The following is a 23,189-nucleotide window of genomic DNA, read 5'->3' on the forward strand; positions in this document are numbered from 1 at the left end:
AAAATTTTATCGAATGCTATCGTGTGCATGAGTTTGTATGCCATCGTTCCAGAGTGTCAGGATATCAGTGGCTACAGCAGCACCACTTCCTGCGGCAATGGCTAATTGACTTCTCCAGCCGGCTAAAGTTCCAACAACATAAATGCCTTCTGTTAAAAGATGGTCGTTATTTTTTAGTTGAATGCGTTGTTTAGATTCTAATGATTTTTGATGCGGAATTACATATTCCATCAAGCCATCAATTGCAAAAGTATTGGCTGATCCAATTCCTACCACAATCAATTTGCTGCTGTAAGTTGCTTTGTTAGTGTGCACAATAAAATGCGGTGCAGCTCCTTCAATTCGCAGCACTTTTTCATTAGGAATGGTCGTAATGTGTGGGTAGGTGTTTTGCAGTTGGTTTACGCTATCTTCTAAGAGCGTAGCACCAAGTGTACCTGCGGGAATTCCGTAAGCATTATTAAAAAGCGCCTCTTGCAAAGCGCTACTTTTTTGATGGGTAAAAATGCCGATTTTTTTATCAGTGGCAAAGGATTTGTGTTTTGCAGATCCTAAAACAAGTGCACAAGACATGCCTGAAACACCACCGCCAATGATCAAAACATCAAACATGCTTACAAGTTTTCTTTTGTTTTTTCTTCTATCTTTTTAGAAACTCTAAAAATTAATAAAATAAGCACAGCGCACAATGAAGCTCCAATGCCAATAAAGGCAACTACGCTATCTCCTTTAAAAGGATTGTTGAAGTCTAATAAAGTAACATTAAAGACGATTAGCGCTAGAGCTAAAAATACCAGTATGTTAGTGAAGATTTTCATAAAAAATTTTGATTTTTAAAGCATAAATAGCAATATAGCTATCTCTATCAATGATTTTGGTATTGTTTGAGTGTGTAAACTTATAAAAAAAATAGTTAAGCAAATAGACCTTTAACATTAGCAGCGAATAATTTAACAGCAATAGCTAATAATACCACTCCAAAAGTCTTTCTGATTACGCCAAGTCCATTTTCGCCTAACATTTTTTCAATTTTAGAAGACGATTTAAGAACTACGTATACCAATATAATATTTAAAATAATAGCGATAACAATGTTGAGCGTATTGTATTGTGAGCGCAATGAAAGCAAGGTAGTCATGGTACCTGCACCTGCAATTAAAGGGAAAGCAAGAGGAACGATAGAGGCAGAGCTTGCTTCTTCGTCACGATAAATGCGGATTCCTAAAATCATTTCAAGTGCCAAGAAAAACAATACAAATGATCCTGCTACAGCAAATGAATTTACATCTATACCGATGAGGTTTAGTAATTCTTCACCCGCAAAAAGAAACACAATCATGATTACACCAGCAACGATGGAAGCTTTCTCCGATTCGATAATACCATGTTTAGCTCGTAAATCCACAATAATTGGAATAGATCCAACAATATCAATAACGGCAAAAAGCACCATGCTTACAGTTATTATTTCTCTCAAATCTAGTCCCATGTCGATGTGTTTTAAGGTGCAAAAGTATTCATTTTTGGTTATCAATAAAGGAGTTGTGGCTTTTTTTTAATGCTTGAAAATAAATTTGAATAAGTTTTTTTGAATCTCGGATTTTGATCTTCATACATTTCTTTTTTTGTTTTTGTGGGCTGCTTTTTCGATTTGTTTGAATACCTTTGCGGCATGTTTCAACTAGGAAAAACCATCGTCTCTGAGGACTTACTCGAAAAAGAATTTGTGTGCAACTTATCAGCTTGTAAAGGAGCTTGCTGTGTAGACGGCGATGCCGGTGCGCCTTTAAGTGAGGAAGAAACTAAAATTTTAGAGGCTATTTACCCAAAAGTGAAGCCTTTTTTGCGCAAGCAAGGCATAGCGGCTATCGAGGCACAAGGAACTTGGGTAACTGGAACGGATGGGGAACTAGAAACTCCTTTAATTGACAATAAAGATTGTGCTTACGTAATTTTTGACGGCAAGACCGCATTATGTGGAATCGAACAAGCCTACAATCAAGGAATAATCGACTGGAAAAAACCTGTTTCTTGTCATTTATATCCGGTGCGCGTGAAAGATTTTAGTGAGTTTGCAGCGGTAAATTATGACAAATGGGACATCTGCGACGCGGCTTGTTCCCTTGGTCAAGAACTCGAAGTACCGGTGTACAAATTTGTCAAAGAAGCTTTGGTTAGAAAGTTTGGCGAAGACTGGTATGCTGAGCTAGAAACTGTGGCAGAAGAACACAAAAACAACCAGAAGCGGTAACTACTAAACTGCTTTTCTTCTTTTTAAAAATCCTATATTTTACGGTGCTTAGCACCATTTTTAAAATTATAAAAAACTGATTTTCAGTGTTTTGTAATTTGCATGAATTTGCCGTTGTTTTTCTGTGGTTTGTTAAAAACTAGGTCCGATTGTGAATAAGTTTGACTTTTTATTGAAGCAATATTTCACAATCTTTGTACTCCGCAGAAAGCAACTTTTTTCGATAAAATCACAAAATAAACACAACATACAATGACACAAGTGGAGCCAATTTTACAAGAAAACAAAAATCGTTTCGTAATTTTTCCGATTAAACATCATGATATTTGGGAGTGGTATAAAAAAATGGAAGCTAGTTTTTGGACTGCTGAAGAAATCGATTTGTCTCAGGATTTAAATGACTGGAATAATAAACTTTCTGATGATGAGCGGTACTTTGTAAAACACATTTTGGCGTTTTTTGCTGCTTCAGATGGAATTGTAAATGAAAACTTGGCAGAAAATTTTGTGAATGAAGTACAATATGCTGAGGCGAAGTTTTTCTATGGTTTTCAAATCATGATGGAAAACATTCACAGCGAAACTTACTCTTTGTTGATTGATACTTACGTGAAAGACGAAGCGGAGAAAGATGAATTGTTCAATGCGCTTGATGTGTTTCCTGCTATTAAGAAAAAAGCAGATTGGGCTTTGCGTTGGATTGAATCGGATTCGTTTGCGGAGCGCTTGATTGCTTTTGCAGCTGTTGAAGGAATCTTTTTCTCAGGTGCATTTTGTTCTATTTACTGGTTGAAAAAACGTGGTTTAATGCCAGGACTTACCTTTTCGAACGAGTTGATTTCTCGTGACGAAGGAGTACACTGTGATTTTGCGGTTCACTTGCATAACCACCACTTGATTAACAAAGTACCTACAGAAAGAATTAGAGAAATCATTGTAGATGCTTTGAATATTGAAAGAGAGTTCATCACTGAGTCGTTACCAGTATCCTTAATTGGGATGAACGCAGGTTTGATGACACAGTACTTGGAGTTTGTTGCAGATCGTTTGTTAGTAGAACTAGGTTGTGACAGAGAATACAATACGGCTAATCCTTTTGATTTTATGGACATGATTTCATTGCAAGGAAAAACCAACTTCTTCGAGAAAAAAGTAGCTGAATACCAAAAAGCAGGTGTGATGAACACTGATGAAGAAGCACAAAAAATTACCTTCGACGCCGATTTTTAATCGGTTTTGAATATACCTACTACCTTCCTAGCCCCGATGGAAGGGAAAATCCTTTTTAGTCCTGATTTTTCTCAGGACTAAAAAGATTGGAATGACAGCGGGATAAGCTCCCGAAAATAAAGAAACTGAACTTTATTCTAAATCAGTAACCATCAAATAGTAGTTGCTGCCACAAAAGTTGTGGTGGTTATGCTGCGAAATAATCAACAAATAACTTAAAACAGAGAAGGGATTTTCTGTTTTTTAAAACCACTTTGCGTATGTATGTAGTAAAAAGAGACGGGCACAAAGAGCCTGTAATGTTTGACAAAATCACGGATAGAATTAAAAAACTATGCTATGGTTTGAATGATTTAGTAGACGCTGTAAAAGTGGCGATGCGTGTAATTGAAGGACTATATGATGGGGTTACTACCTCAGAATTAGATAATCTTGCGGCTGAAACAGCTGCCTCAATGACCATTGCGCACCCGGATTATGCACAATTGGCTGCCCGTATTGCAATTTCGAATTTGCACAAGAACACTAAAAAATCATTCTCTGAAACGATGAATGATATGTTCAATTACGTGAATCCTAGAAACGGACAATACGCTCCTTTGTTATCTGAGGAAGTGCACAAAGTAATTATGGATAATGCGGAGTATTTAGATTCGCACATTATATACAATAGAGATTTCAACTACGATTATTTTGGTTTTAAAACGCTAGAAAGATCGTATTTGCTTAAAATAAACGGTAAAATTGTAGAGCGTCCGCAGCACATGTTGATGCGTGTATCTGTGGGGATTCACTTAGGTGATTTGAAATCGGTTATTGAAACCTACGACTTAATGTCGAAGAAATTCTTTACCCATGCTACGCCTACCTTATTTAATGCCGGTACGCCAAAACCTCAGATGTCAAGTTGTTTCCTATTGGCGATGCAAGATGACAGTATTGATGGGATTTACGATACGTTGAAACAAACAGCTAAAATCTCGCAATCAGCAGGAGGAATTGGACTTTCAATTCACAACGTGAGAGCTACAGGATCGTACATTCGTGGAACAAACGGAACCTCAAACGGGATTGTTCCGATGTTGCGTGTGTTTAATGATACGGCTCGTTACGTAGATCAAGGAGGCGGAAAACGTAAAGGAAGTTTTGCTATTTACATAGAAACTTGGCATGCTGATATCTTTGATTTCTTAGACTTGAAAAAGAATACAGGAAAAGAAGAAATGCGTGCAAGAGATTTGTTTTTTGCGATGTGGACTTCGGATTTATTCATGAAACGTGTGCAAGAAGATGGGTTGTGGACGCTTATGTGTCCGAACGAATGTCCGGGCTTGTATGATGTGCATGGTGAAGAGTTTGAAAAATTGTACACCTCATATGAAGCGGCTGGAAAAGGTAGAAAAACCATCAAAGCGCATGAATTATGGGAAAAAATCCTAGAGTCGCAAATTGAGACTGGAACGCCTTACATGTTGTACAAAGATGCAGCTAACCGCAAATCGAACCAAAAAAATCTAGGTACTATTCGTTCGTCGAATTTGTGTACTGAGATTATGGAGTTTACTTCAAAAGATGAAATTGCTGTATGTAACTTGGCTTCGTTGTCATTGCCAATGTTTGTTGAAAACGGAGCGTTCAATCACGAATTGTTTTATACGGTAACCAAGCGTGTAACGCGCAACTTAAATAAAGTAATTGACAGGAATTATTATCCGGTTAAAGAAGGAGAAAACTCTAATAAACGCCACCGTCCAATTGGTTTAGGTGTGCAAGGACTTGCAGATGCATTTATCATGTTGCGTTTGCCGTTTACAAGTGACGAAGCAAAAAAACTGAATCAAGAAATTTTTGAAACCATGTACTTTGCGGCCGTAACAGCATCAATGGAAATGGCTAAAGAAGAAGGACCGTATTCAAGTTTTGCAGGATCGCCAATTTCGCAAGGAGAATTTCAGTACAATTTATGGGGATTAACCGATGGTGATTTATCAGGTCGTTGGGATTGGGCTTCGCTTCGTAAAGAAGTAATGGAGCACGGTGTTCGTAACTCTTTATTGGTAGCGCCAATGCCTACAGCCTCAACTTCTCAAATTTTGGGTAACAATGAAGCATTCGAACCGTATACTTCAAATATTTATACCAGACGTGTACTCTCGGGAGAGTTTATTGTAGTAAACAAACACTTGCTTCATGATTTAGTAGAGCGTGGCTTGTGGAACGAAACCCTGAAACAAGAGTTAATGCGTAATAACGGATCGGTGCAGGCGCTTGATATTCCTCAGGATTTGAAAGATCTTTACAAAACTGTTTGGGAAATGTCTATGAAAGATATTATTGACATGTCTCGCCAGCGCGGGTATTTTGTAGATCAATCGCAATCATTGAACTTGTTCATGCAAAATGCTAATTATGCTAAATTAACTTCAATGCACTTTTATGCATGGCAATCAGGTCTTAAAACCGGAATGTATTATTTGAGAACAAAAGCTGCCGTTGACGCAATTAAATTTACCTTAAACAACGATAAAAAAGCAGAACCTATTGTTATTAAAGAACAACCTATTGCTATCCCGGTTGTAGCTGAACCTGTAGAAATGACTGCAGCTGAATACCGAGCCATGATCGAACTAGCTAAGAATGCTGGTCCAGAAGATTGTGAAATGTGTGGATCGTAAATAAAGATTAAAAAACAGTCAAATAAACAGCTATCATTTTTGGTAGCTGTTTTTTAGTTTTAGAAAAAAAATGGAAAATAATTATATCGTACCTAGATTTATTTTAGCATCCAAGAATATTCGGATGGTTAATTTTGTAATTGATTTACTTTTTTTGCAGTTGATTAAGTTTTTGATTTATCTCGTTGCGGTTTTTATTCCGTTTGGTGACGCTTCCCTACTCAATTGGTTTTCATCGTTCAGTACAGCTGAGAATTATATCTTTTTTTCTATTTTGATGTTCGTTTATTATTCGGCTTTTGAAAGTTTAACATCTAAAACTTTAGCAAAGTTTATCACCAAAACAGTAGTTGTTCTCGAAGATGGTTCAAAGCCAGAGTTACTTACAATTTTAGGTAGAAGTTTACTACGACTAGTTCCATTTGAATATTTCACATTTTTAAGAGGTAGAAGTCTAGGGATGCACGATAACTATTCAAATACTTTTGTAGTTACTGAAAAAAAATTACTCGAAAGTAAAGAACAATTTTTTCAATTATAAAAACTAAGCCTTCTGTTTTAGTTTCGTTCTTTTTCTGGAGCTATTTCCTGCTATTCGTTACAATCTTTTTAAGGCTTCTAGCCTTTGACTGGCTAGAAGCCTTAAAAAGGATTTTCACTGCTATCAGGGCTAGGAATCGCGCAGAATACTTGGTATAACTCAGTTTTATAACGCTTCCATTTTAAGCAGTTAACACTCAAAAACACCTTGCGCTAAAACCCGAGTAAGCATTATTCGTACGCTCAAATCTTTTTCTTTATATTCGCTCCTTTAAACTACAAAATTACAAGAAGCAATGATGAACTGGGAACAACTTTTATCACTTAAACGACAAGGCGACAAAGGCAAACGATTGCGCGTAGAACAGGACGACACTCGCTTGGGTTTTGAAGTAGATTATGATCGAATCATTTTTTCTTCGGCGTTTAGAAGTTTACAAGATAAAACACAAGTTATTCCATTATCCAAAACTGATTTTGTGCATACCAGATTAACACATAGTCTGGAAGTATCCGTTGTTGGGCGTTCTTTGGGGCGTTTGGTAGGAAAAAAAATCATCGCAAAATACCCGCATTTAAAAGAAGTACACGGTTATCACATGAATGATTTTGGGGCAATTGTTGCTGCAGCATCATTAGCGCATGATATCGGGAATCCGCCTTTTGGACATTCGGGTGAAAAAGCCATTGGAGAGTATTTTTCCATAGGAAACGGACAAAAATACAAAGACCAACTTAGCGCAAAAGAGTGGCAAGATTTAATAGATTTTGAAGGTAATGCTAATGGTTTTTCAGTACTTACCGCAAGCCGTCCAGGAATAGAAGGCGGACTTCGTATTTCGTATGCAACTTTGGGTGCTTTTATGAAATATCCCAAAGAAAGTTTACCTAAAAAACCAACCAAAAATATCGCTGATAAAAAATATGGTTTTTTTCAAACAGACAAAGCATTTTTTCAAGAAGTAGCCCAAGATATGGGCTTGATTCCGAATAAATTAGGAGAAAATCTTGGTTTTGAACGCCATCCATTAGCGTATCTCGTTGAAGCTGCCGATGATATTTGTTATACCATCATCGATTTTGAGGACGGAATGAATCTAGGTTTGGTTTCGGAGGATTTTGCATTGGAATACCTGATAAAATTAGTAAAAGACAGTATTGATACTTCTAAATACAAAACCCTTCAGACCAAAGAAGATCGCATTAGCTATTTGCGCGCTTTGGCAATAGGAAGCTTAATCAACGATGCCGTAAAAGTTTTTGTTGAAAATGAAGAGCTCATTTTGCAAGGAAAATTCCCTTATGCCTTAATGGATAAAAGCAAGTACAAAGCTCAGATGGATGATATTATCAAGATCAGTGTCGAGAAAATCTATCAAAGTCGTGAGGTAATAGAGAAAGAAATTGTAGGCTATCAAATCATACAAACCTTATTGGATAAATTTATTACTGCATTTGACAATAATTATAATGGTGTCGCTTCTAATTATGATACCTTAATTTTAAAAATGCTACCCGAAAAGCATCAGTTAGAAAAACAGGATTTGTATGGTCGATTGTTGCATATTTGTCATTTTATTTCCTTGTTAACTGATGGAAATGCATTATTATACTACAAAACCATCACAGCCTCAAAAAGTTAAAATTTATTAGTTTTTAAAAATACACTTTCAATATTGTAAATATTGGTTATTTTTGCTTCACCAAACAGCCAATATTTATGAAAAAATTTTTACTATTCGTTATTTTATCTTTTCCTTACTTTGCCTTTTGTCAGAGTAATAGTGAAATTATTAAGAATTACTTAAAAAGTCCATCTGCTAGGGCAATGGCCTCCAGTCAATCATTGCAAGATTGGGTAATTCAAAGTGAAGCCCCTTCAGAAACTACAGGCATTACCAATTGTTTTGTAGTGCAACGTTACCAAGGCATAGAGATTTTTAGATCGATTTCCAATTTTTCTATTAAAAATGGAAAGGTTATAGCTCATCAGGAGAGAGTTTTATCCGATTTAAGTAAAAAAATCAATGCTACAAAACCTTCTTTGTCAGCCACTGAAGCTGCAGCCAAAGTTTATTTTCAATTAGGCTTACCATTGGCCGGTAATTTTCAAACTAAATCGCATCCACAACCTAATACCTATACTATTGGTACTGGGGTAAGTAAAGAAGAACCTATTGAAGCCAATTTAGTTTACCATCAAAGTAAAAGTGGTGATTTAAAATTAGCTTGGGATATGACAATACCAACCGCTGATCATGACAAGATTTGGAGTGTTAGAGTAGACGCATTGAACGGTAAAATTTTGGAAAAAATCAATACCGTTATCAACTGTAGTTTTGACCATAAAGGTGTTGTTTCAAGCCATGATCATTTGACTAACCCAGAAATAATATCCTACAAGCAAATTTTCACTCCTATTAAAGCTCAGGTTCAAGCCGGGACTTATCGAGTGTTACCATTTCAAATAGAAAGTCCTATTCATGGTAATTTTCAACTATTAAGTAATCCAGCTAATTCTAATGCATCACCTTTCGGATGGCATGATACAGATGGTAATACTGGAGCTGAATTTACGACTACGAGAGGAAATAATGTATGGGCAAAAGAAGATTTTATGTCTGATAACTCCTTGACCGCTTATAGTCCAGAGGGAGGTTCTTCTCTTTTATTTGATTACCGTTATGGAGGTACAAGTGTTAGTGCATCTAGTTATATTGATGCGGCTTGTACTAATTTGTTTTACATGAACAATATAATGCATGATGTTTGGTATCAGTATGGATTTGATGAGGCTAGTGGAAATTTTCAGCAAAATAACTACGGGAAAGGAGGCACTGCCGCTGATTATGTTTTTGCTGATGCTCAGGATGGTTCATCGGCCTCACCGCAACGCTTAAATAATGCTAATTTTTCAACTCCAGCTGATGGAGGTAGACCCCGCATGCAAATGTTTTTATGGAACACCGAACCTTCAATAAGTCCAGTCATAATAACCGCTCCAAGTATTTTAGCAGGAACTTATGGTGCTAGACAAAACGCATTTAATCCCGGAAAAATAGATTTGCCAGTTGCACCTGCATTTTTACAATCAGATTTAGCACTGTACATTGATAATTCTGGTGCTGGATCGCTAGGTTGTTCAGGTCCAAGCAATGCTGCGGCTTTGAGTGGTAAAATTGTGATATTATACCGTGGATCTTGTAATTTTGCTGTCAAGGCTAAATTTGCGCAAGATGCTGGCGCTATCGCTGTTATAATTGTTAATAATGTGGCAGGTGAAATAAATATGTCTGGAGCCGATGCAAATATTGCAATTCCAGTTATCAGTATCACTAAGGTTCTAGGTGATAGAATAGTAGCTCAAATGCAAAATAGTCCTGTTAATGTGAAGTTACAAGTAGAATCGTCCCCTTTCATTAATTCAGATGGTGATTTTGATAATGGAATTATAGCACACGAATACGGTCACGGAATTTCTACTCGTTTAGCAGGAGGAAGAAATAACTCCCGATGTTTAGATAATACGGATCAAATGGGTGAAGGATGGTCAGATTGGTTTGCCTTGATGATGCAATTAAAACCGGGAGATGTTGGTACTGCGAAAAGAGGAATTGGAACTTTTGTTTCTTCTCAAAAAACTGATGGTGTGGGTATTCGTAGTTTTCCATACTCGACTGACACTTCGGTAAATCCAATGACATATGGTACTACAAACTCTTTTCAGTTTTTAAATGCCGATAATGTTGAGGAGACTTCAGTACATGGAGTAGGGTCAGTTTGGGCAACGATGCTATGGGATTTAGCATGGGCTTATATTACTAAATATGGATATGATGACAACAAATATTCAGGAAAAGGAGGAAACAATAAGGTTATGCAGTTAGTCTTAGACGGATTGAAGTTACAGCCTTGTAGTCCTACTTTTGTAGATGGAAGAGATGCGCTTATTGCTGCTGACCAAGCTACAACAGGTGGTAAAGATTTTTGTCTGATTTGGGAAGTTTTTGCAGCGAGAGGATTAGGGGTGAACGCTTCTGCAGGCTCTAACAATGTAGGAAACGATCAAGTCGAAGATTTTACAAGACCAGCAGCTAACGCAAATTGTACGCTAGGGACAGCAAGCATCGATGAAGAAAATGTAATGCGCGTATATCCAAACCCATCTCAAGGTAATATTACTGTTCGCATCAATAACTATGATGGTTTAGTAAATATTAAAATCAGTGATATAACAGGACGCGTTGTTTTTCAAAAAGACAAAGAATCGTTCAATGGCGAAAAATCATTTAACGTTAAGCCTATTTCTGCTGGAGTTTATATCTTAGCTATTGAAGGTGAAGGTTTGCGTTATGTAGATAAATTAATTATCAAATAAATACATCACCACATCATAAAAAAAGCCCCAACAGTATTGCTGTTGGGGCTTTTTTTTTGGAGTAATAAATTTTAAAAGATGTATTCAATTCCAACACCTATCGCTTGGCGTAATTGAGTTTTAGGTCCTTCGGTTACTTGTACACCTTCAATTTCTCGTTTTGATTTAATATCGTCATCATATATTACATGCGCACCAATGTTGGCTTTTACATATTGGTTAACCACGAGCTCAACTTGTAAGTCGCAATCAACATCGACATTACCAAAACGGTTGATGTAATCAGAATATAAAGTCAATCGATTTTCAAGCGTTATATTTTTTGCAAGCTCTTTTCTGTATTTACTAGTAGCTAAAAATCCAAGTTCAACTTTTGCCATTTCACCCGGAGTTATAATGTTTCCGTCGGCATCAACCGTAGCTTTTACTACTCCAAAAGCACCTTGGTTTGCTAATCTTTGATCCAAAACTAGAGTAGTTTTAAATGTAAAAGGTGAAATATAAAAGGTTCTTTTTTTATCCTTATTTATGTTTTCGGCTCCAACACCCATAAAAATATAAGCCGGTGCAAATGGTTTAGAAATAGCCTGATCGGTGTTTGGGTAAGCGTATCCGTTGGTAAATTGGGTGTTGAAATTAAACTTAGCTGAATGAAACCAGTTAGAAAGTGTATCTCTACGGTAGCCAAAGGTGGAGTTAAATTGCAAGGCATCCTCCGTTTTCCTAACTTCAATTCCATCTTGTTTGTTTAAACCGTAACGCACAATCAGTTCGTTAGACCAGTTAAAATTACTTCGGTTGTAAATGCGATGAAATTTACCTTTTAACAACCCTGAAATAGAGCTCGTTCCACCGGCAGACCAATTGACAAAAGCTACTTCAGAAATATCAAAACCAATGCTGTTTTTTTTGGTCCAATGAGATAGTGGTAAATAGTGTGTTTTAGTCTGGATTTTTAATGGAATTCGCAATGAGTTGATATTGTTCATTGGTACTGAAACCATTTTTATTTGACTCGGACTAAAGACAGAGTCTCTTTTTTGAGCAAAAATGTGAAGAGGTAAGGTTAAAATGAGAGCAAAAAATATACTTTTTAAATAGTTCATGTTGTAGAGTAGTAGTTTTAGTTGTGCAAATTAAACATTTTTACAAACCCGAAAAGAGCTCTTTTAGGCTTTTAACGTCAATTTTGCAATTTTGTTGTAACTCGTTTACAGTTCCATGTTCGATAAATTCATCAGGAATTCCCAAAATTGTTATGTTTGATGAGTAATGATGTGCTGCAGCAAATTCGGTTATTACACTTCCAAAGCCACCAATAACAGTTCCATCTTCAATGGTAATGATAGTTGAAAACGTTTTGAAAATAGTATGTAAGGCATTTTCGTCTAATGGTTTTACAAAAGGAAAATCGTAATGTGCAATCTTGTTTTCATTTGTAATTTGTTCAAGTGCCAAGGATACGTTTTGAGCAATTGTTCCTGTTGATAAAACAGCCACCTTATCACCAGTTATCAAACGCGAGCTAGCGCCGATTGAAATTTTTTGGTATTTCTCTCTATAGTTTTCTTGCCAGTCGTTGATGACGCCGCGACCTCTAGGATACCGAATAGCAATCGGGTTTTCAAGTCCTAATTGTGCGGTGTATAAAATATTTTGAAGTTCAATTTCGTTCCTTGGAGCATAAACAATCAGGTTAGGAATACAACGCAGGTACGCTAAATCAAAAACACCGTGATGTGTGGCTCCATCTTCGCCAACCAATCCAGCTCTATCCAGGCAAAAAATTACTGGAAGATTTTGCAAAGCGACATCATGAATGATTTGGTCATATGCTCTTTGTAAAAAAGTCGAGTAGATGTTGCAATAAACAATCATGCCTTGTGTTGCCATTCCGGCGGCCAAAGTCACAGCGTGTTGCTCTGCAATACCTACATCAAAAGCACGTTCTGGAAATGCCTTCATCATAAATTTCAACGAACTACCGGAGGGCATTGCAGGTGTGATTCCTATTATTTTTTCGTTTTTTCGAGCTAAGTCTAAAACGGTCAAGCCAAAAACATCTTGGTATTTTGGAGGTAAATTTTGTTCTTGTTTTGAAATGATTTCTCCAGTTGCTGCATCAAATTTTCCAGGAGCGTGGTATTTTACTTGATCCTCTTCGGCTTGTTGTAGGCCTTTTCCTTTGGTGGTAATTAAATGTAAAAATTTAGGACCTCTGATCTTTTGTAAACGCTTCAATTCTTTGATCACAGCAAAAATATCATGACCATCAATTGGTCCCGAATAATCAAAGTTCAAGGACTTGATCATGTTGTTTTGCCTTGGGTTTTTCCCCTCTTTCACAGCAGTGAGGTATTGTTTCAAGGCGCCCACGCTAGGATCAATCCCAATAGCGTTATCATTAAGAATTACGAGTAAATTGGCAGCAGTAACTCCCGCGTGATTCAACCCTTCAAAAGCCATTCCTGAAGCGATAGATGCGTCACCAATAATGGCAATGTGTTGTTTGTTGAAATCTCCTTTCAAATTTGAAGCAATTGCCATTCCGAGTGCTGCCGAAATAGATGTAGAAGAATGGCCTACGCCAAAGGTGTCATAGTTGCTTTCACTTCTTTTTGGGAAACCAGAGATACCGCCGAGTTGACGATTGGTATGAAAATTTTCTCTTCGGCCGGTCAATATTTTATGTCCATAGGCTTGATGGCCCACATCCCAAATCAATAAATCATTTGGGGTGTCAAAAACATAATGCAAGGCAATTGTCAATTCAATAACACCAAGGCTTGCGCCAAGATGACCTTCTTTTACGGCCACAATATCGATAATAAAATCGCGTAATTCTTGGGCAACTTGAGGAAGTTGCGCTTCGTCAAGCAAGCGTAAATCGGTTGGGTTATTGATGTTTGAAAGTAAATTATCTGACATGAAGCAAAGGTACGATTTGAAATTGTATTTTTACAGTCGATAAAAAAAGTTGTCTCACAAAGAATTTAAATTTGCGAATTTGCGGTCTGTATTATGATAAACCCATTCACCGACGAATATTTCATGAAAAAAGCTTTGCATGAAGCTGAAATGGCTTTTGATAAAGGCGAAATTCCTGTTGGTGCGCTAATTGTCATTGATAATAAAGTCATTGCTCGAAGTCATAATTTGACCGAATTACTTCATGATGTCACTGCACATGCCGAAATGCAATCCATCACTGCTGCTGCAAATTATCTAGGTGGAAAATATTTAACAGGTTGTACACTTTATGTAACACTGGAGCCTTGCCAGATGTGTGCTGGCGCTTTGTATTGGAGCCAAATTTCTAAAATTGTTTTTGGCGCTCGTGATGAACAGCGCGGTTTTATCACTCTTGGAACAAAATTGCATCCTAAAACTACCGTTGCTTCTGGAATTATGGCCAATGAAGCCGCTGATTTGATGAAACGGTTTTTTGCTGAGAGAAGGAAGTAAACTATTCAGGATGTTCTTTAGCCCAGATAGCAGTGGAAATCCTTATGTGCCGGTGTTCGGCATATAAGATTGTAACGAATAGCTGGAATAGCTTCTAAAAAATACCTTTAAAAAATAATTTCCTATCAAAGAATTTTCTTCTTAAAATAATAAATTAATTATTCTACATTTACTACAATATTACGGTAACTATCTAGTTATTGTGTTACTTGTGAGATGTTGCAATAATTTAATTTATAACCCATTAACTCTAGCTAAAAGTGAAAACAAAAGGATTAATTTACGTGTTATGTGTGTTTTTTTTGTTTCAAGCGTGTGGTAGAAAATCTGCCGCCGATTTTAATTCAGATTTCTCGCTATTCAAAGAGTTTATCGTCAGTTTTACGGGAGGGATTGTCTCTTCAGAATCGGATATTAGGGTAGTTTTGGCTTTTGATAAAAAAGAATGGAAAGTCAATGAGGTTTTAGATAACGATTTGTTTACTATTTCTCCGAGTGTTGACGGAAAAGTAATTGCGCTTTCAACCAATACGATTGCTTTTATTCCCGAAAAAAAGTTAGAATCAGGTACGGAATATCAGGTGACTTTACATTTGGATCAACTGAATCCAAAGGTTGCTGAAAAAGATAAAGCACTATCCAATTTCAATTTTACGGTAAAAACGATTAAGCAAGATTTTGTGGTCAACACGCTCGATGTGCAATCCTACAGCCCAGAATACCAATATTTAAATGCAGTGCTTAAAACCGCTGACAATATTGATTTGGAAACCGCTAAAAAATTGATTGAAGCGGAGCATAACGGAAGCGATTTGAAAATTGTTTTCGAAAAATCGAATGCAGTTGGAAAAGAATTCAAGTTCAGAATTGACAGCATTCAACGTTTGGAATCTAAAAGCAATTTGGAGATAAAATACGACGGAAATGATTTTGATATCGATCAAAAAGGGACTATCGATTTCCCGATTACGGCATTGAAAGAGTTTAAAGTAGTTAAGACCGAAATTCAAGAAGGAGATAATCAAACCTTGTCTATTAATTTTTCGGAACCCTTAGAAAAAGGACAAGATTTTAAAGGATTAGTCGCTATTCAAAACACCAATAATTTAAAGTTTTCTGCACAGGGAAATGTGTTGAAAGTTTATTTTAGTAATGAAGTACCTGTTCAACAAGCTGTTGAAGTGGCTTCAGAGCCAGTGGAAGCAGTTGAACCAGTTGAAAGTTCTGATTCTACTGCTGTGGCTGTTGATAGTGCTGTGGTTGAGGAACCCGAAGAAGTTGCTATTGTTGAGCCTGAGCCAGTTGTGGATTTGCAAAAGCTTACCGGAGAACTGTTGTTGGAAGTTTTTCAGGGAATAGAAAGTGAATATGGTAGAAAGTTAAATGAGAATTACGCCGAGAAAATATCCTTTGATGAAATAAAGCCAAGTGTTCGGTTTATAAAAAACGGAACAATTCTGCCAAGTTCTAATAACTTAAAACTCAATTTTGAGGCTGTAAACCTGAGTGCTGTTGATGTAATAGTGTATAAAATTTACAAAAACAACATCATGCAATTTTTGCAATACAACGAACTCAATGGCAGTCAAAACCTAAAAAGAGTGGCGCAACCTATTGCCAAATCAACTCTGAATTTAAAAGAAAATACATTACTAAATCTAAGTAAGTGGAACACTTTTGCTTTGGATTTATCTAAAATTATTACTCCTGAACCAGGTGCGATTTATAGAGTAGAGTTTGTTTACAAGAAAAAATATTCTTTGTACAAATGTGAAACCGCTGATGAGGATACAACCGAAGAGGAAGAAGAGGTTGATGAGAATGATGTTAATTACAGCGGAAACTCTTACGATGATTATTACTACGATGATTACGAATGGAGAGAAAGTCAGGATCCTTGCTCGAGTTCTTATTTTTATAATGCCAAAATAGCAACTAATATTCTGGCTACTGATTTGGGCGTAATTGCCAAAAGAGGCGAAAACAAATCGTATTTGTTTGCCGTAAATAATATTGTCACCACAGAGCCAGTTACAAATGCAAGAGTAGATTTGTATACTTTTCAGCAGCAAAAAATAACTACAGGAACTACCAATAGCGATGGGATTGCGACTTTTCAGTTGGATAAATTTGCCTATTTTGCTATTATAACGCAAGGCACGGAGTCTACTTATGTTAAATTAGACGACGGGAATTCACTGTCAGTGAGTAATTTTAATGTGTCTGGCGAGACTTTGCAAAAAGGACTTAAAGGGTTCATTTATGGAGAACGAGGCGTTTGGCGTCCTGGAGATAATTTGTATTTGTCTTTTATTTTGAATGATGCTTCGAATAAAATTCCACTTGGACACCCCATAAAATTTAGACTATCTGATCCAAATGGAAAAGTAACGTATCAAACGGTTCAAAAATTGAATGAATGGAATCATTATGCGTTTACTGTTCCAACATCAAATGACGCGCCTACTGGAAATTGGGAAGCAATGGTTAGCGTGGGTGGTGCGAAGTTTTACAAAAGCATCAAGATTGAAACTATCAAACCCAATCGTTTGAAAATCAAAAATACTTTCAAACGAGCTATACTTTCTTCGGCTTATCCAAACACTAGCAACCTTGAAGTGGCTTGGCTTCATGGCGCTGTTGCCAAAAATTTGAATGTGGAAATGCAAGCTAAATTTTCGCAACAAATAACGACTTTCAAAAATTATGACAAGTATATTTTTGATGATTTGGTTCGAAAATTCAGCACCGAAGAAGTTACCGTTTTCTCAGGTAAATTAGATGCCACTGGAAAAGCGAATGCTACGATTGACCCAAAAATACAAGGAGAAGCACCTGGAATGTTGAAAGCCTCGTTTATTACCAAAGTGTATGAAGAAGGTGGTGATTTTAGTACTGATGTCATTGCGACGACCTACTCGCCGTACCCTACTTATGTGGGGATTAAGTCACCTGAGCCGAATAAATACGGAATGCTAGAAACCCGTACCATGAACCAATTTGATGTGGTTACGGTTGATGAAAATGGACGACCAAAGTCGGTTAAAAACCTGGAAGTTAAAGTCTACAAGGTAGAATGGCGCTGGTGGTGGGATGCATCCAGCGATAATTTATCGAATTACAACGCTGATAATGCTACTACTTCATATAAAACTTTTATAATTAATACTGATGCTAGTGGAAGAGGAAATGTCCGTTTTGCCTTGACGGATGAAGAGTGGGGACGTTATATGATTCGGGTTTCTGATGGTGTTGGCGGACACGCAACGGCTTTGACGGTAAATATCGATTGGCCAACATGGTCTGGAAAAACGAGAAATACCGATGCTGCTACGGCCAATATGTTAGTGTTTTCAACCGATAAGGAGAAGTATGCTGTGGGTGAAAATGCTCAAATTTCGTTTCCATCTAGTGCAGGAGGGCGCGCTTTTATTTCTATCGAAAATGGTTCGAAAGTAGTACAAACGCTTTGGGCAAAGACCCAAAAAGGAGAAACCAAAGTTACCATTCCGATTACGGCTGCTATGGCGCCGAATGTGTACTTTAATATTACGCTGTTGCAACCACACGCTTCCACCAAAAATGATTCGCCAATCCGTATGTATGGAATTGTGCCTATTGAAGTAGTTGATAAAAACACCATTCTTGCGCCCAAATTAGTAATGCCTGATATGCTGCGTCCAGAGCAATCATTCGCTATAAAAGTGAGTGAACAATCCGGAAAATCAATGACCTATACCATTGCTATTGTTGATGAAGGATTATTGGATTTAACCCGTTTCAAAGCGCCAAATGCCTGGGATAGCTTTTATGTTCGTGAAGCTTTGGGTGTTAAAACATGGGATATTTATGACGATGTGATTGGAGCGTATGGCGGAAAAGTAAATCAGATTTTCAGTATTGGTGGTGACCAAGATTTGGGTGGTGGAAAAGCCAAAAAAGCCAATCGTTTCAAACCGGTTGTAATTTATATGGGACCTTTTAAATTAGAAAAAGGACAAACCAAAACCCATCAAGTAAAATTACCGAAGTACATTGGTTCTGTAAAAACCATGATCGTGGCTGGCGATGCAACTTCAAGTGCGTATGGAAGTGTCGAAAAGGCGACTCCAGTTCGTAGTCCGTTAATGGTGTTGGCTTCATTGCCTAGAAAAATTTCTCCATCCGAGAAAGTGACGATTCCAGTGACCATTTTTGCAATGGAGAAAGACATTAAAAATGTAATCGTTCAGATTAAAACGAATAACGGATTAAAAGTTATAGGCAGTGCTGTTCAAAAATTAACTTTCCCTCAGCCTGACGAAAAAATGGCTTATTTCAATTTGGCTGTAGGTTCTGTAACCGGAATCGGAAAGGTGCAAATCGTCGCGATTTCTGGCAAGGAAAAAGCGGTTTATGATGTAGAAATTGACATGACCAATCCGAATCCAGTCACCAATACATTTACTGATGTGATTTTGGAACCCAACGGTTCTAAAACTATTTCTTGGAAAACGTTTGGTGTTGCGGGAAGTAATAAAGCAAAACTGGAGGTTTCGTCAATGCCAACCATCAATTTGAATGGACGATTACAGTATCTGATTCAGTATCCTCACGGTTGTGTGGAGCAAACGACTTCGTCGGTTTTTTCACAATTGTATTTAAATGATATTGTCGATTTGGATGCTACGCGTCAGCAATTAATTCAAAAAAATGTGACCGCTGGAATTACTCGTTTGGGAGGTTTTCAATTATCTAATGGTGGAATGGCATACTGGCAAGGAGGAACCGTTGCTGATGATTGGGGTACTTCGTATGCAGGACATTTTATGATTGAAGCAGAGAAAAGAGGGTATTTCTTGCCAATCAATTTCAAAACCAAATGGATTTCGTATCAACAAAAAGAGGCCAAACAGTGGCGATTTATGCCGAGTTATGGAAATGATTTTGCACAGTCCTACCGTTTGTATACTTTGGCTTTGGCAGGAGCTCCTGATTTGTCTTCGATGAACAGATTGCGTGAAACCAAAGGAATTTCGAACGAAAGTAAATTGCGTTTGGCTTCGGCTTATGTATTGGCAGGACAAAAATCGGCAGGTTTATCGTTGTTGCTTAATACTACAATTGATGATAATTCCAACTATAATTATTACTATTACGGATCTGCTGATAGGAATCGTGCCATGGCTCTAGAAACATTGTTATTGCTTGGGCAAAAGCAAAAAGCATTTGCAATGGCAACAAAATTGGCCAAAGATATGTCAAGTGACCAATGGATGAGTACGCAAACTACGGCGTTTGGATTGTATGCAATGGCAAAGTTTTCTGCGAGTAATGGTCCAAAAGGAATTGATGTTCAGTTCAGTAAAGATGGAAAAGGACAATCAATTAAAACGATGAAAACTATCGCAGACCGAAGTTTAGTTGTCAAAACGGGTTCGAATAGTGTGACTTTAAAAAACAATAGAAAGAATAGATTGTACGTTCGTGTGCTGAACACAGGAATTCTTCCAATTGGACAAGAAAAAGCGATTCAGAGTAACGTTTCTGCTTCGATTGTTTTTAAAAACAGAAAAGGAAGCGTTATCAATGTGTCTAAAATCAATCAAGGAACTGAGTTTATTGCTGAGGTTACGGTTAAAAACCTAAAAAATGAACGTGTAGAAAATGTGGCGTTGTCACAAATTTTGCCTTCTGGTTTCGAGATTGTATATACTCGTTTCACAGACTATGGAGACGCCACCAATAACGTAGCGGATTATATTGATATTCGCGATGATAGAACCAATTTCTATTTTGGATTAAAATCGGGTGAAACCAAAACGTTTAGAATACTACTGAATGCTTCTTATCTTGGAACGTATTATTTGCCTGGCTTGCAATGCGAAGCGATGTATGACAATACATTTTTGGCAAGGACGAAAGGGTTTTGGGTTCAGGTTGTGAAATAGTACTAAATGGAACGCAGATAACACGGATGCAACGGATTTTACGCGGGTTAACGCAGTTTTATTAGAATATGTTGTAATCCGTGCAATCCATAAAATCTGTGGTAAAAATTTAAGTTTTATAAATAATCAAAATTCTTTGTGCCATTCGCGTATAACTTTGCGACCCTTACGGTTAAATAAAAATCACTTTGAAAAACAAACTAATAGCGTTCCTACAACGCATCATTAATTGGATAAAAACAAATAAAATTAAATCATCAATACTCTTTTTGCTATTGGTGGTTTATTATTTTTCGTTGCCACGAATTTTGTTTCAAGAACCTTATTCAACAGTGATTGAAAGCAAAGAAGGAGAATTGCTTGGCGCCAAAATTGCTCTCGATGGACAATGGCGATTTCCTGCACAAGACAGCGTTCCCGATAAGTTTAAAAAATGTATTGTTTATTTTGAAGACGAATATTTCTATAAACACCCTGGATTCAATCCTGTGGCGATGGTCAATGCGTTTCAGCAAAACAGGAAGGCAGGCAAAGTCGTTCGCGGAGGAAGCACGCTGACGCAACAAGTTATTCGCTTGTCCAGAAACGGAAAAGAGCGAACCTATTTTGAGAAAATAATTGAGCTCACTCTCGCCACCCGATTAGAAATGGGTTATTCTAAAAACGAAATTTTAGAATTGTATGCTGCTCATGCTCCTTTTGGCGGAAATGTGGTGGGTCTTGAAATGGCTTCTTGGCGGTATTTTGGAGTGCAGTCCCATCAATTGTCATGGGCGGAGAGTGCAACATTGGCGGTTTTACCTAATGCGCCCAGTTTAATTTATCCAGGGAAGAATCAAATCAAATTATTGAGCAAGCGCAACCGACTGTTGTTGAAATTAAACCAAGAAGGAGTCATTGATCAACAGACTTACGAACTTTCAATAGACGAACCTTTGCCTCAAAAACCGTATGATCTACCACAAATTGCACCTCATTTATTGCAACGTGTTGCTAAGAATCAAGAAGGAACTCGGGTGAAAACAACAGTAGAAATTGGGTTGCAAAACAGAGTCAATCAAATTGCAAAGTATTATTACAACCAATACAAGCAAAATGAAGTGCATAATTTAGCTATTTTAGTTATCGATGTGTCCAATAGAAAAGTGTTGAGTTATGTGGGTAACTCGCCTACGGATGGCAATCATCAAAAAGATGTCGATATTATTGATGCACCAAGAAGTACAGGAAGTATTCTGAAACCGCTTTTATACGCTGGTATGCTAGATGATGGGGAGTTGTTGCCAAGTACGCTAGTTGCAGATATCCCAACGCAGATTGCAGGCTATACGCCTCAGAATTTTAACCTCACATTTGACGGAGCTGTTCCTGCTCATCGGGCATTAGCGCGATCGTTGAACATTCCTTCTGTATTGATGTTACAGGATTTTGGAGTGAATAAATTTTATGAAGAATTAAAGCGATTCAAATTGCGGGATATTTCAAAACCACCTGATCATTACGGTTTGTCACTTATTTTGGGTGGTGCCGAAAGTAATTTATGGGATTTGTGCCGAACGTACGCGGGTTTATCTTCGACCTTAAATTATTTCAATAAAAATCAAGGGAATTATAGAGCTAATGAATTTGCTGAACTGAATTACGATGATGATTTTCAAGTTGATTTTGGTGATGAAACCAAGCAAAAGAACATCTTGGGTGCAGGATCAATTTGGCTCACGTATAACGCAATGGAACAAGTCAATCGCCCAGAAGGTGACGAGGCTTGGAAATTTTTTGATAGTTCATTAAAAATCGCTTGGAAAACCGGAACTAGTTTCGGGAATCGTGATGCGTGGGCGATAGGAACTAATTCAAAATATGTGTTAGGTGTGTGGGTAGGTAATGCGACAGGTGAGGGAAGACCAACCTTGACTGGAGTTACGTGTGCAGCACCCATTTTGTTTGATGTCTTTAATTTGTTACCTAGACAGCGATGGTTTGATACGCCAATTAAAGATTTAGAAGAAGTTGAGGTGTGTAGTTTGAGTGGTTATTTGGCTAAGGACTGTTGTACCAAAATAAAACAACTGGTTCCGAAGAAAGGAAAAAACACTTCTATTTGTCCGTATCACAAAACGGTGCATCTGGATAAATCATTGCAATTTCAAGTGAACAGCAGTTGCGAAAATATAGAAAATATAGTGACCAAAAACTGGTTCATTTTGCCACCCGTAATGGCTTGGTATTACAAAAGTCAGCATATTGAATATTTGCCTTTGCCACCTTTTAGGAGTGATTGTATGGGAACACAAACGGCTACAATGGATTTTATTTATCCAAAAACCAACAGTAAAATCTATCTTACCAAGAATTTTAATAGCGAAGTTCAGCCCGTGATTTTAAAAGTAGCGCATTCGCAAAGGGATAGTAAACTTTTTTGGTATGTTGACCAAGTATTTAAAGGCAGTACTAAAACCTTTCATGAAATGCCAATCTCGGCAACAACAGGGTTTCATTACATCACTGTGGTGGATGAATTTGGAAACGAAATTAGGAGGAAAATTGAGATTGTAAGGGAATAACTTTTTCAAATTCAGAATATCTTTTTAATAGAGAATCTTCTTTTGAAATTGATTCCCCTAGCCCAGATAGCAGCGGCATCTCCCGATTTTAAAAAACAAGGCTTTTTCGGCCGTAGTTTTTTTGATCGGGAATATAGCGGATAGCTGGAGAAAGCT

14 protein-coding genes are annotated in these 23,189 nt (G+C 37.3%); 9 read left to right on the plus strand and 5 right to left on the minus strand.

Features of this window, described 5'->3' with window-relative positions; translation table 11 throughout:
* Positions 1 to 6 precede the first annotated feature (6 nt).
* The 3 genes from L1S34_RS01985 to L1S34_RS01995 all read right to left on the minus strand — a co-directional run bounded on the left by L1S34_RS01985 (position 7) and on the right by L1S34_RS01995 (position 1,489).
* Positions 7 to 612, minus strand: coding sequence for an FAD-dependent oxidoreductase (locus L1S34_RS01985; protein WP_236362523.1), 606 nt, complete (start codon positions 610 to 612; stop codon positions 7 to 9).
* Between the two features lie 2 nt (positions 613 to 614).
* Positions 615 to 818, minus strand: coding sequence for a hypothetical protein (locus L1S34_RS01990; RefSeq protein ID WP_166132920.1), 204 nt, complete (start codon positions 816 to 818; stop codon positions 615 to 617).
* 95 nt (positions 819 to 913) lie between these two features.
* A complete protein-coding gene (locus tag L1S34_RS01995) occupies positions 914 to 1,489 on the minus strand; it encodes a MarC family protein (RefSeq protein ID WP_166132922.1) in 576 nt (191 codons plus the stop codon).
* 183 nt (positions 1,490 to 1,672) lie between these two features.
* On the opposite strand from L1S34_RS01995, the gene L1S34_RS02000 reads away from it, so the two are divergent.
* The 6 genes from L1S34_RS02000 to L1S34_RS02025 all read left to right on the plus strand — a co-directional run bounded on the left by L1S34_RS02000 (position 1,673) and on the right by L1S34_RS02025 (position 11,074).
* The gene (locus L1S34_RS02000; protein WP_236362525.1) at positions 1,673 to 2,251 is read left to right on the plus strand and encodes a DUF3109 family protein; all 579 of its coding nucleotides are present in this window, start codon (positions 1,673 to 1,675) and stop codon (positions 2,249 to 2,251) included.
* Between the two features lie 252 nt (positions 2,252 to 2,503).
* Complete coding sequence (locus tag L1S34_RS02005; protein WP_166132926.1) at positions 2,504 to 3,481, plus strand: ribonucleotide-diphosphate reductase subunit beta; 978 nt, start codon at positions 2,504 to 2,506, stop codon at positions 3,479 to 3,481.
* A gap of 260 nt (positions 3,482 to 3,741) precedes the next feature.
* The gene (locus L1S34_RS02010; protein ID WP_236362527.1) at positions 3,742 to 6,156 is read left to right on the plus strand and encodes a ribonucleoside-diphosphate reductase subunit alpha; all 2,415 of its coding nucleotides are present in this window, start codon (positions 3,742 to 3,744) and stop codon (positions 6,154 to 6,156) included.
* 70 nt (positions 6,157 to 6,226) lie between these two features.
* A complete protein-coding gene (locus L1S34_RS02015; RefSeq protein ID WP_236362529.1) occupies positions 6,227 to 6,697 on the plus strand; it encodes an RDD family protein in 471 nt (156 codons plus the stop codon).
* Positions 6,698 to 6,995: 298 nt separating this feature from the next.
* Positions 6,996 to 8,339: a deoxyguanosinetriphosphate triphosphohydrolase gene (locus L1S34_RS02020; RefSeq protein WP_236363179.1), complete on the plus strand. Its 1,344-nt coding sequence runs from the start codon at positions 6,996 to 6,998 to the stop codon at positions 8,337 to 8,339.
* Positions 8,340 to 8,416: 77 nt separating this feature from the next.
* Positions 8,417 to 11,074 (plus strand): T9SS-dependent M36 family metallopeptidase, encoded by a 2,658-nt coding sequence (locus L1S34_RS02025; RefSeq protein WP_236362531.1) that lies wholly within the window; start codon positions 8,417 to 8,419, stop codon positions 11,072 to 11,074.
* Between the two features lie 71 nt (positions 11,075 to 11,145).
* Here L1S34_RS02025 and L1S34_RS02030 read toward each other — a convergent pair whose 3' ends face one another.
* Both L1S34_RS02030 and L1S34_RS02035 read right to left on the minus strand, forming a co-directional pair.
* Positions 11,146 to 12,063 (minus strand): DUF3078 domain-containing protein, encoded by a 918-nt coding sequence (locus L1S34_RS02030; RefSeq protein ID WP_236362533.1) that lies wholly within the window; start codon positions 12,061 to 12,063, stop codon positions 11,146 to 11,148.
* A 157-nt stretch (positions 12,064 to 12,220) separates the two neighbouring features.
* Complete coding sequence (locus L1S34_RS02035) at positions 12,221 to 14,002, minus strand: 1-deoxy-D-xylulose-5-phosphate synthase (RefSeq protein ID WP_236362535.1); 1,782 nt, start codon at positions 14,000 to 14,002, stop codon at positions 12,221 to 12,223.
* Positions 14,003 to 14,095: 93 nt separating this feature from the next.
* Between L1S34_RS02035 and L1S34_RS02040 the strand changes: the two genes are divergently transcribed.
* The 3 genes from L1S34_RS02040 (at position 14,096) to pbpC (ending at position 23,033) form a co-directional block, all read left to right on the plus strand.
* Positions 14,096 to 14,539 carry a nucleoside deaminase gene (locus L1S34_RS02040; RefSeq protein ID WP_166132936.1) on the plus strand — a complete coding sequence of 148 codons (444 nt, stop codon included), beginning with the start codon at positions 14,096 to 14,098 and terminating at the stop codon, positions 14,537 to 14,539.
* 260 nt (positions 14,540 to 14,799) lie between these two features.
* On the plus strand, positions 14,800 to 20,469 hold the full coding sequence (locus tag L1S34_RS02045) for an alpha-2-macroglobulin family protein (RefSeq protein WP_236362537.1): 5,670 nt from the start codon (positions 14,800 to 14,802) through the stop codon (positions 20,467 to 20,469).
* A gap of 188 nt (positions 20,470 to 20,657) precedes the next feature.
* Positions 20,658 to 23,033 carry a penicillin-binding protein 1C gene (pbpC, locus tag L1S34_RS02050; RefSeq protein ID WP_236362539.1) on the plus strand — a complete coding sequence of 792 codons (2,376 nt, stop codon included), beginning with the start codon at positions 20,658 to 20,660 and terminating at the stop codon, positions 23,031 to 23,033.
* Positions 23,034 to 23,189: the final 156 nt, after the last annotated feature.

This window comes from Flavobacterium sp. K77, assembly GCF_021608205.1.
GTDB lineage: Bacteria > Bacteroidota > Bacteroidia > Flavobacteriales > Flavobacteriaceae > Flavobacterium > Flavobacterium turcicum.

What these genes read in the sequence shown, in the direction of transcription:
- L1S34_RS02010 (WP_236362527.1), top strand. Translation starts at nt 3,742, where the DNA reads ATGTATGTAGTAAAAAGAGACGGGCACAAAGAGCCTGTAATGTTTGAC.
- L1S34_RS01990 (WP_166132920.1), bottom strand. Translation starts at nt 818, where the DNA reads ATGAAAATCTTCACTAACATACTGGTATTTTTAGCTCTAGCGCTAATC.
- L1S34_RS02005 (WP_166132926.1), top strand. Translation starts at nt 2,504, where the DNA reads ATGACACAAGTGGAGCCAATTTTACAAGAAAACAAAAATCGTTTCGTA.
- L1S34_RS02015 (WP_236362529.1), top strand. Translation starts at nt 6,227, where the DNA reads ATGGAAAATAATTATATCGTACCTAGATTTATTTTAGCATCCAAGAAT.
- L1S34_RS02035 (WP_236362535.1), bottom strand. Translation starts at nt 14,002, where the DNA reads ATGTCAGATAATTTACTTTCAAACATCAATAACCCAACCGATTTACGC.
- L1S34_RS02000 (WP_236362525.1), top strand. Translation starts at nt 1,673, where the DNA reads ATGTTTCAACTAGGAAAAACCATCGTCTCTGAGGACTTACTCGAAAAA.
- L1S34_RS01985 (WP_236362523.1), bottom strand. Translation starts at nt 612, where the DNA reads ATGTTTGATGTTTTGATCATTGGCGGTGGTGTTTCAGGCATGTCTTGT.
- L1S34_RS02020 (WP_236363179.1), top strand. Translation starts at nt 6,996, where the DNA reads ATGAACTGGGAACAACTTTTATCACTTAAACGACAAGGCGACAAAGGC.
- L1S34_RS02025 (WP_236362531.1), top strand. Translation starts at nt 8,417, where the DNA reads ATGAAAAAATTTTTACTATTCGTTATTTTATCTTTTCCTTACTTTGCC.
- L1S34_RS01995 (WP_166132922.1), bottom strand. Translation starts at nt 1,489, where the DNA reads ATGGGACTAGATTTGAGAGAAATAATAACTGTAAGCATGGTGCTTTTT.
- L1S34_RS02030 (WP_236362533.1), bottom strand. Translation starts at nt 12,063, where the DNA reads ATGAACAATATCAACTCATTGCGAATTCCATTAAAAATCCAGACTAAA.
- L1S34_RS02040 (WP_166132936.1), top strand. Translation starts at nt 14,096, where the DNA reads ATGATAAACCCATTCACCGACGAATATTTCATGAAAAAAGCTTTGCAT.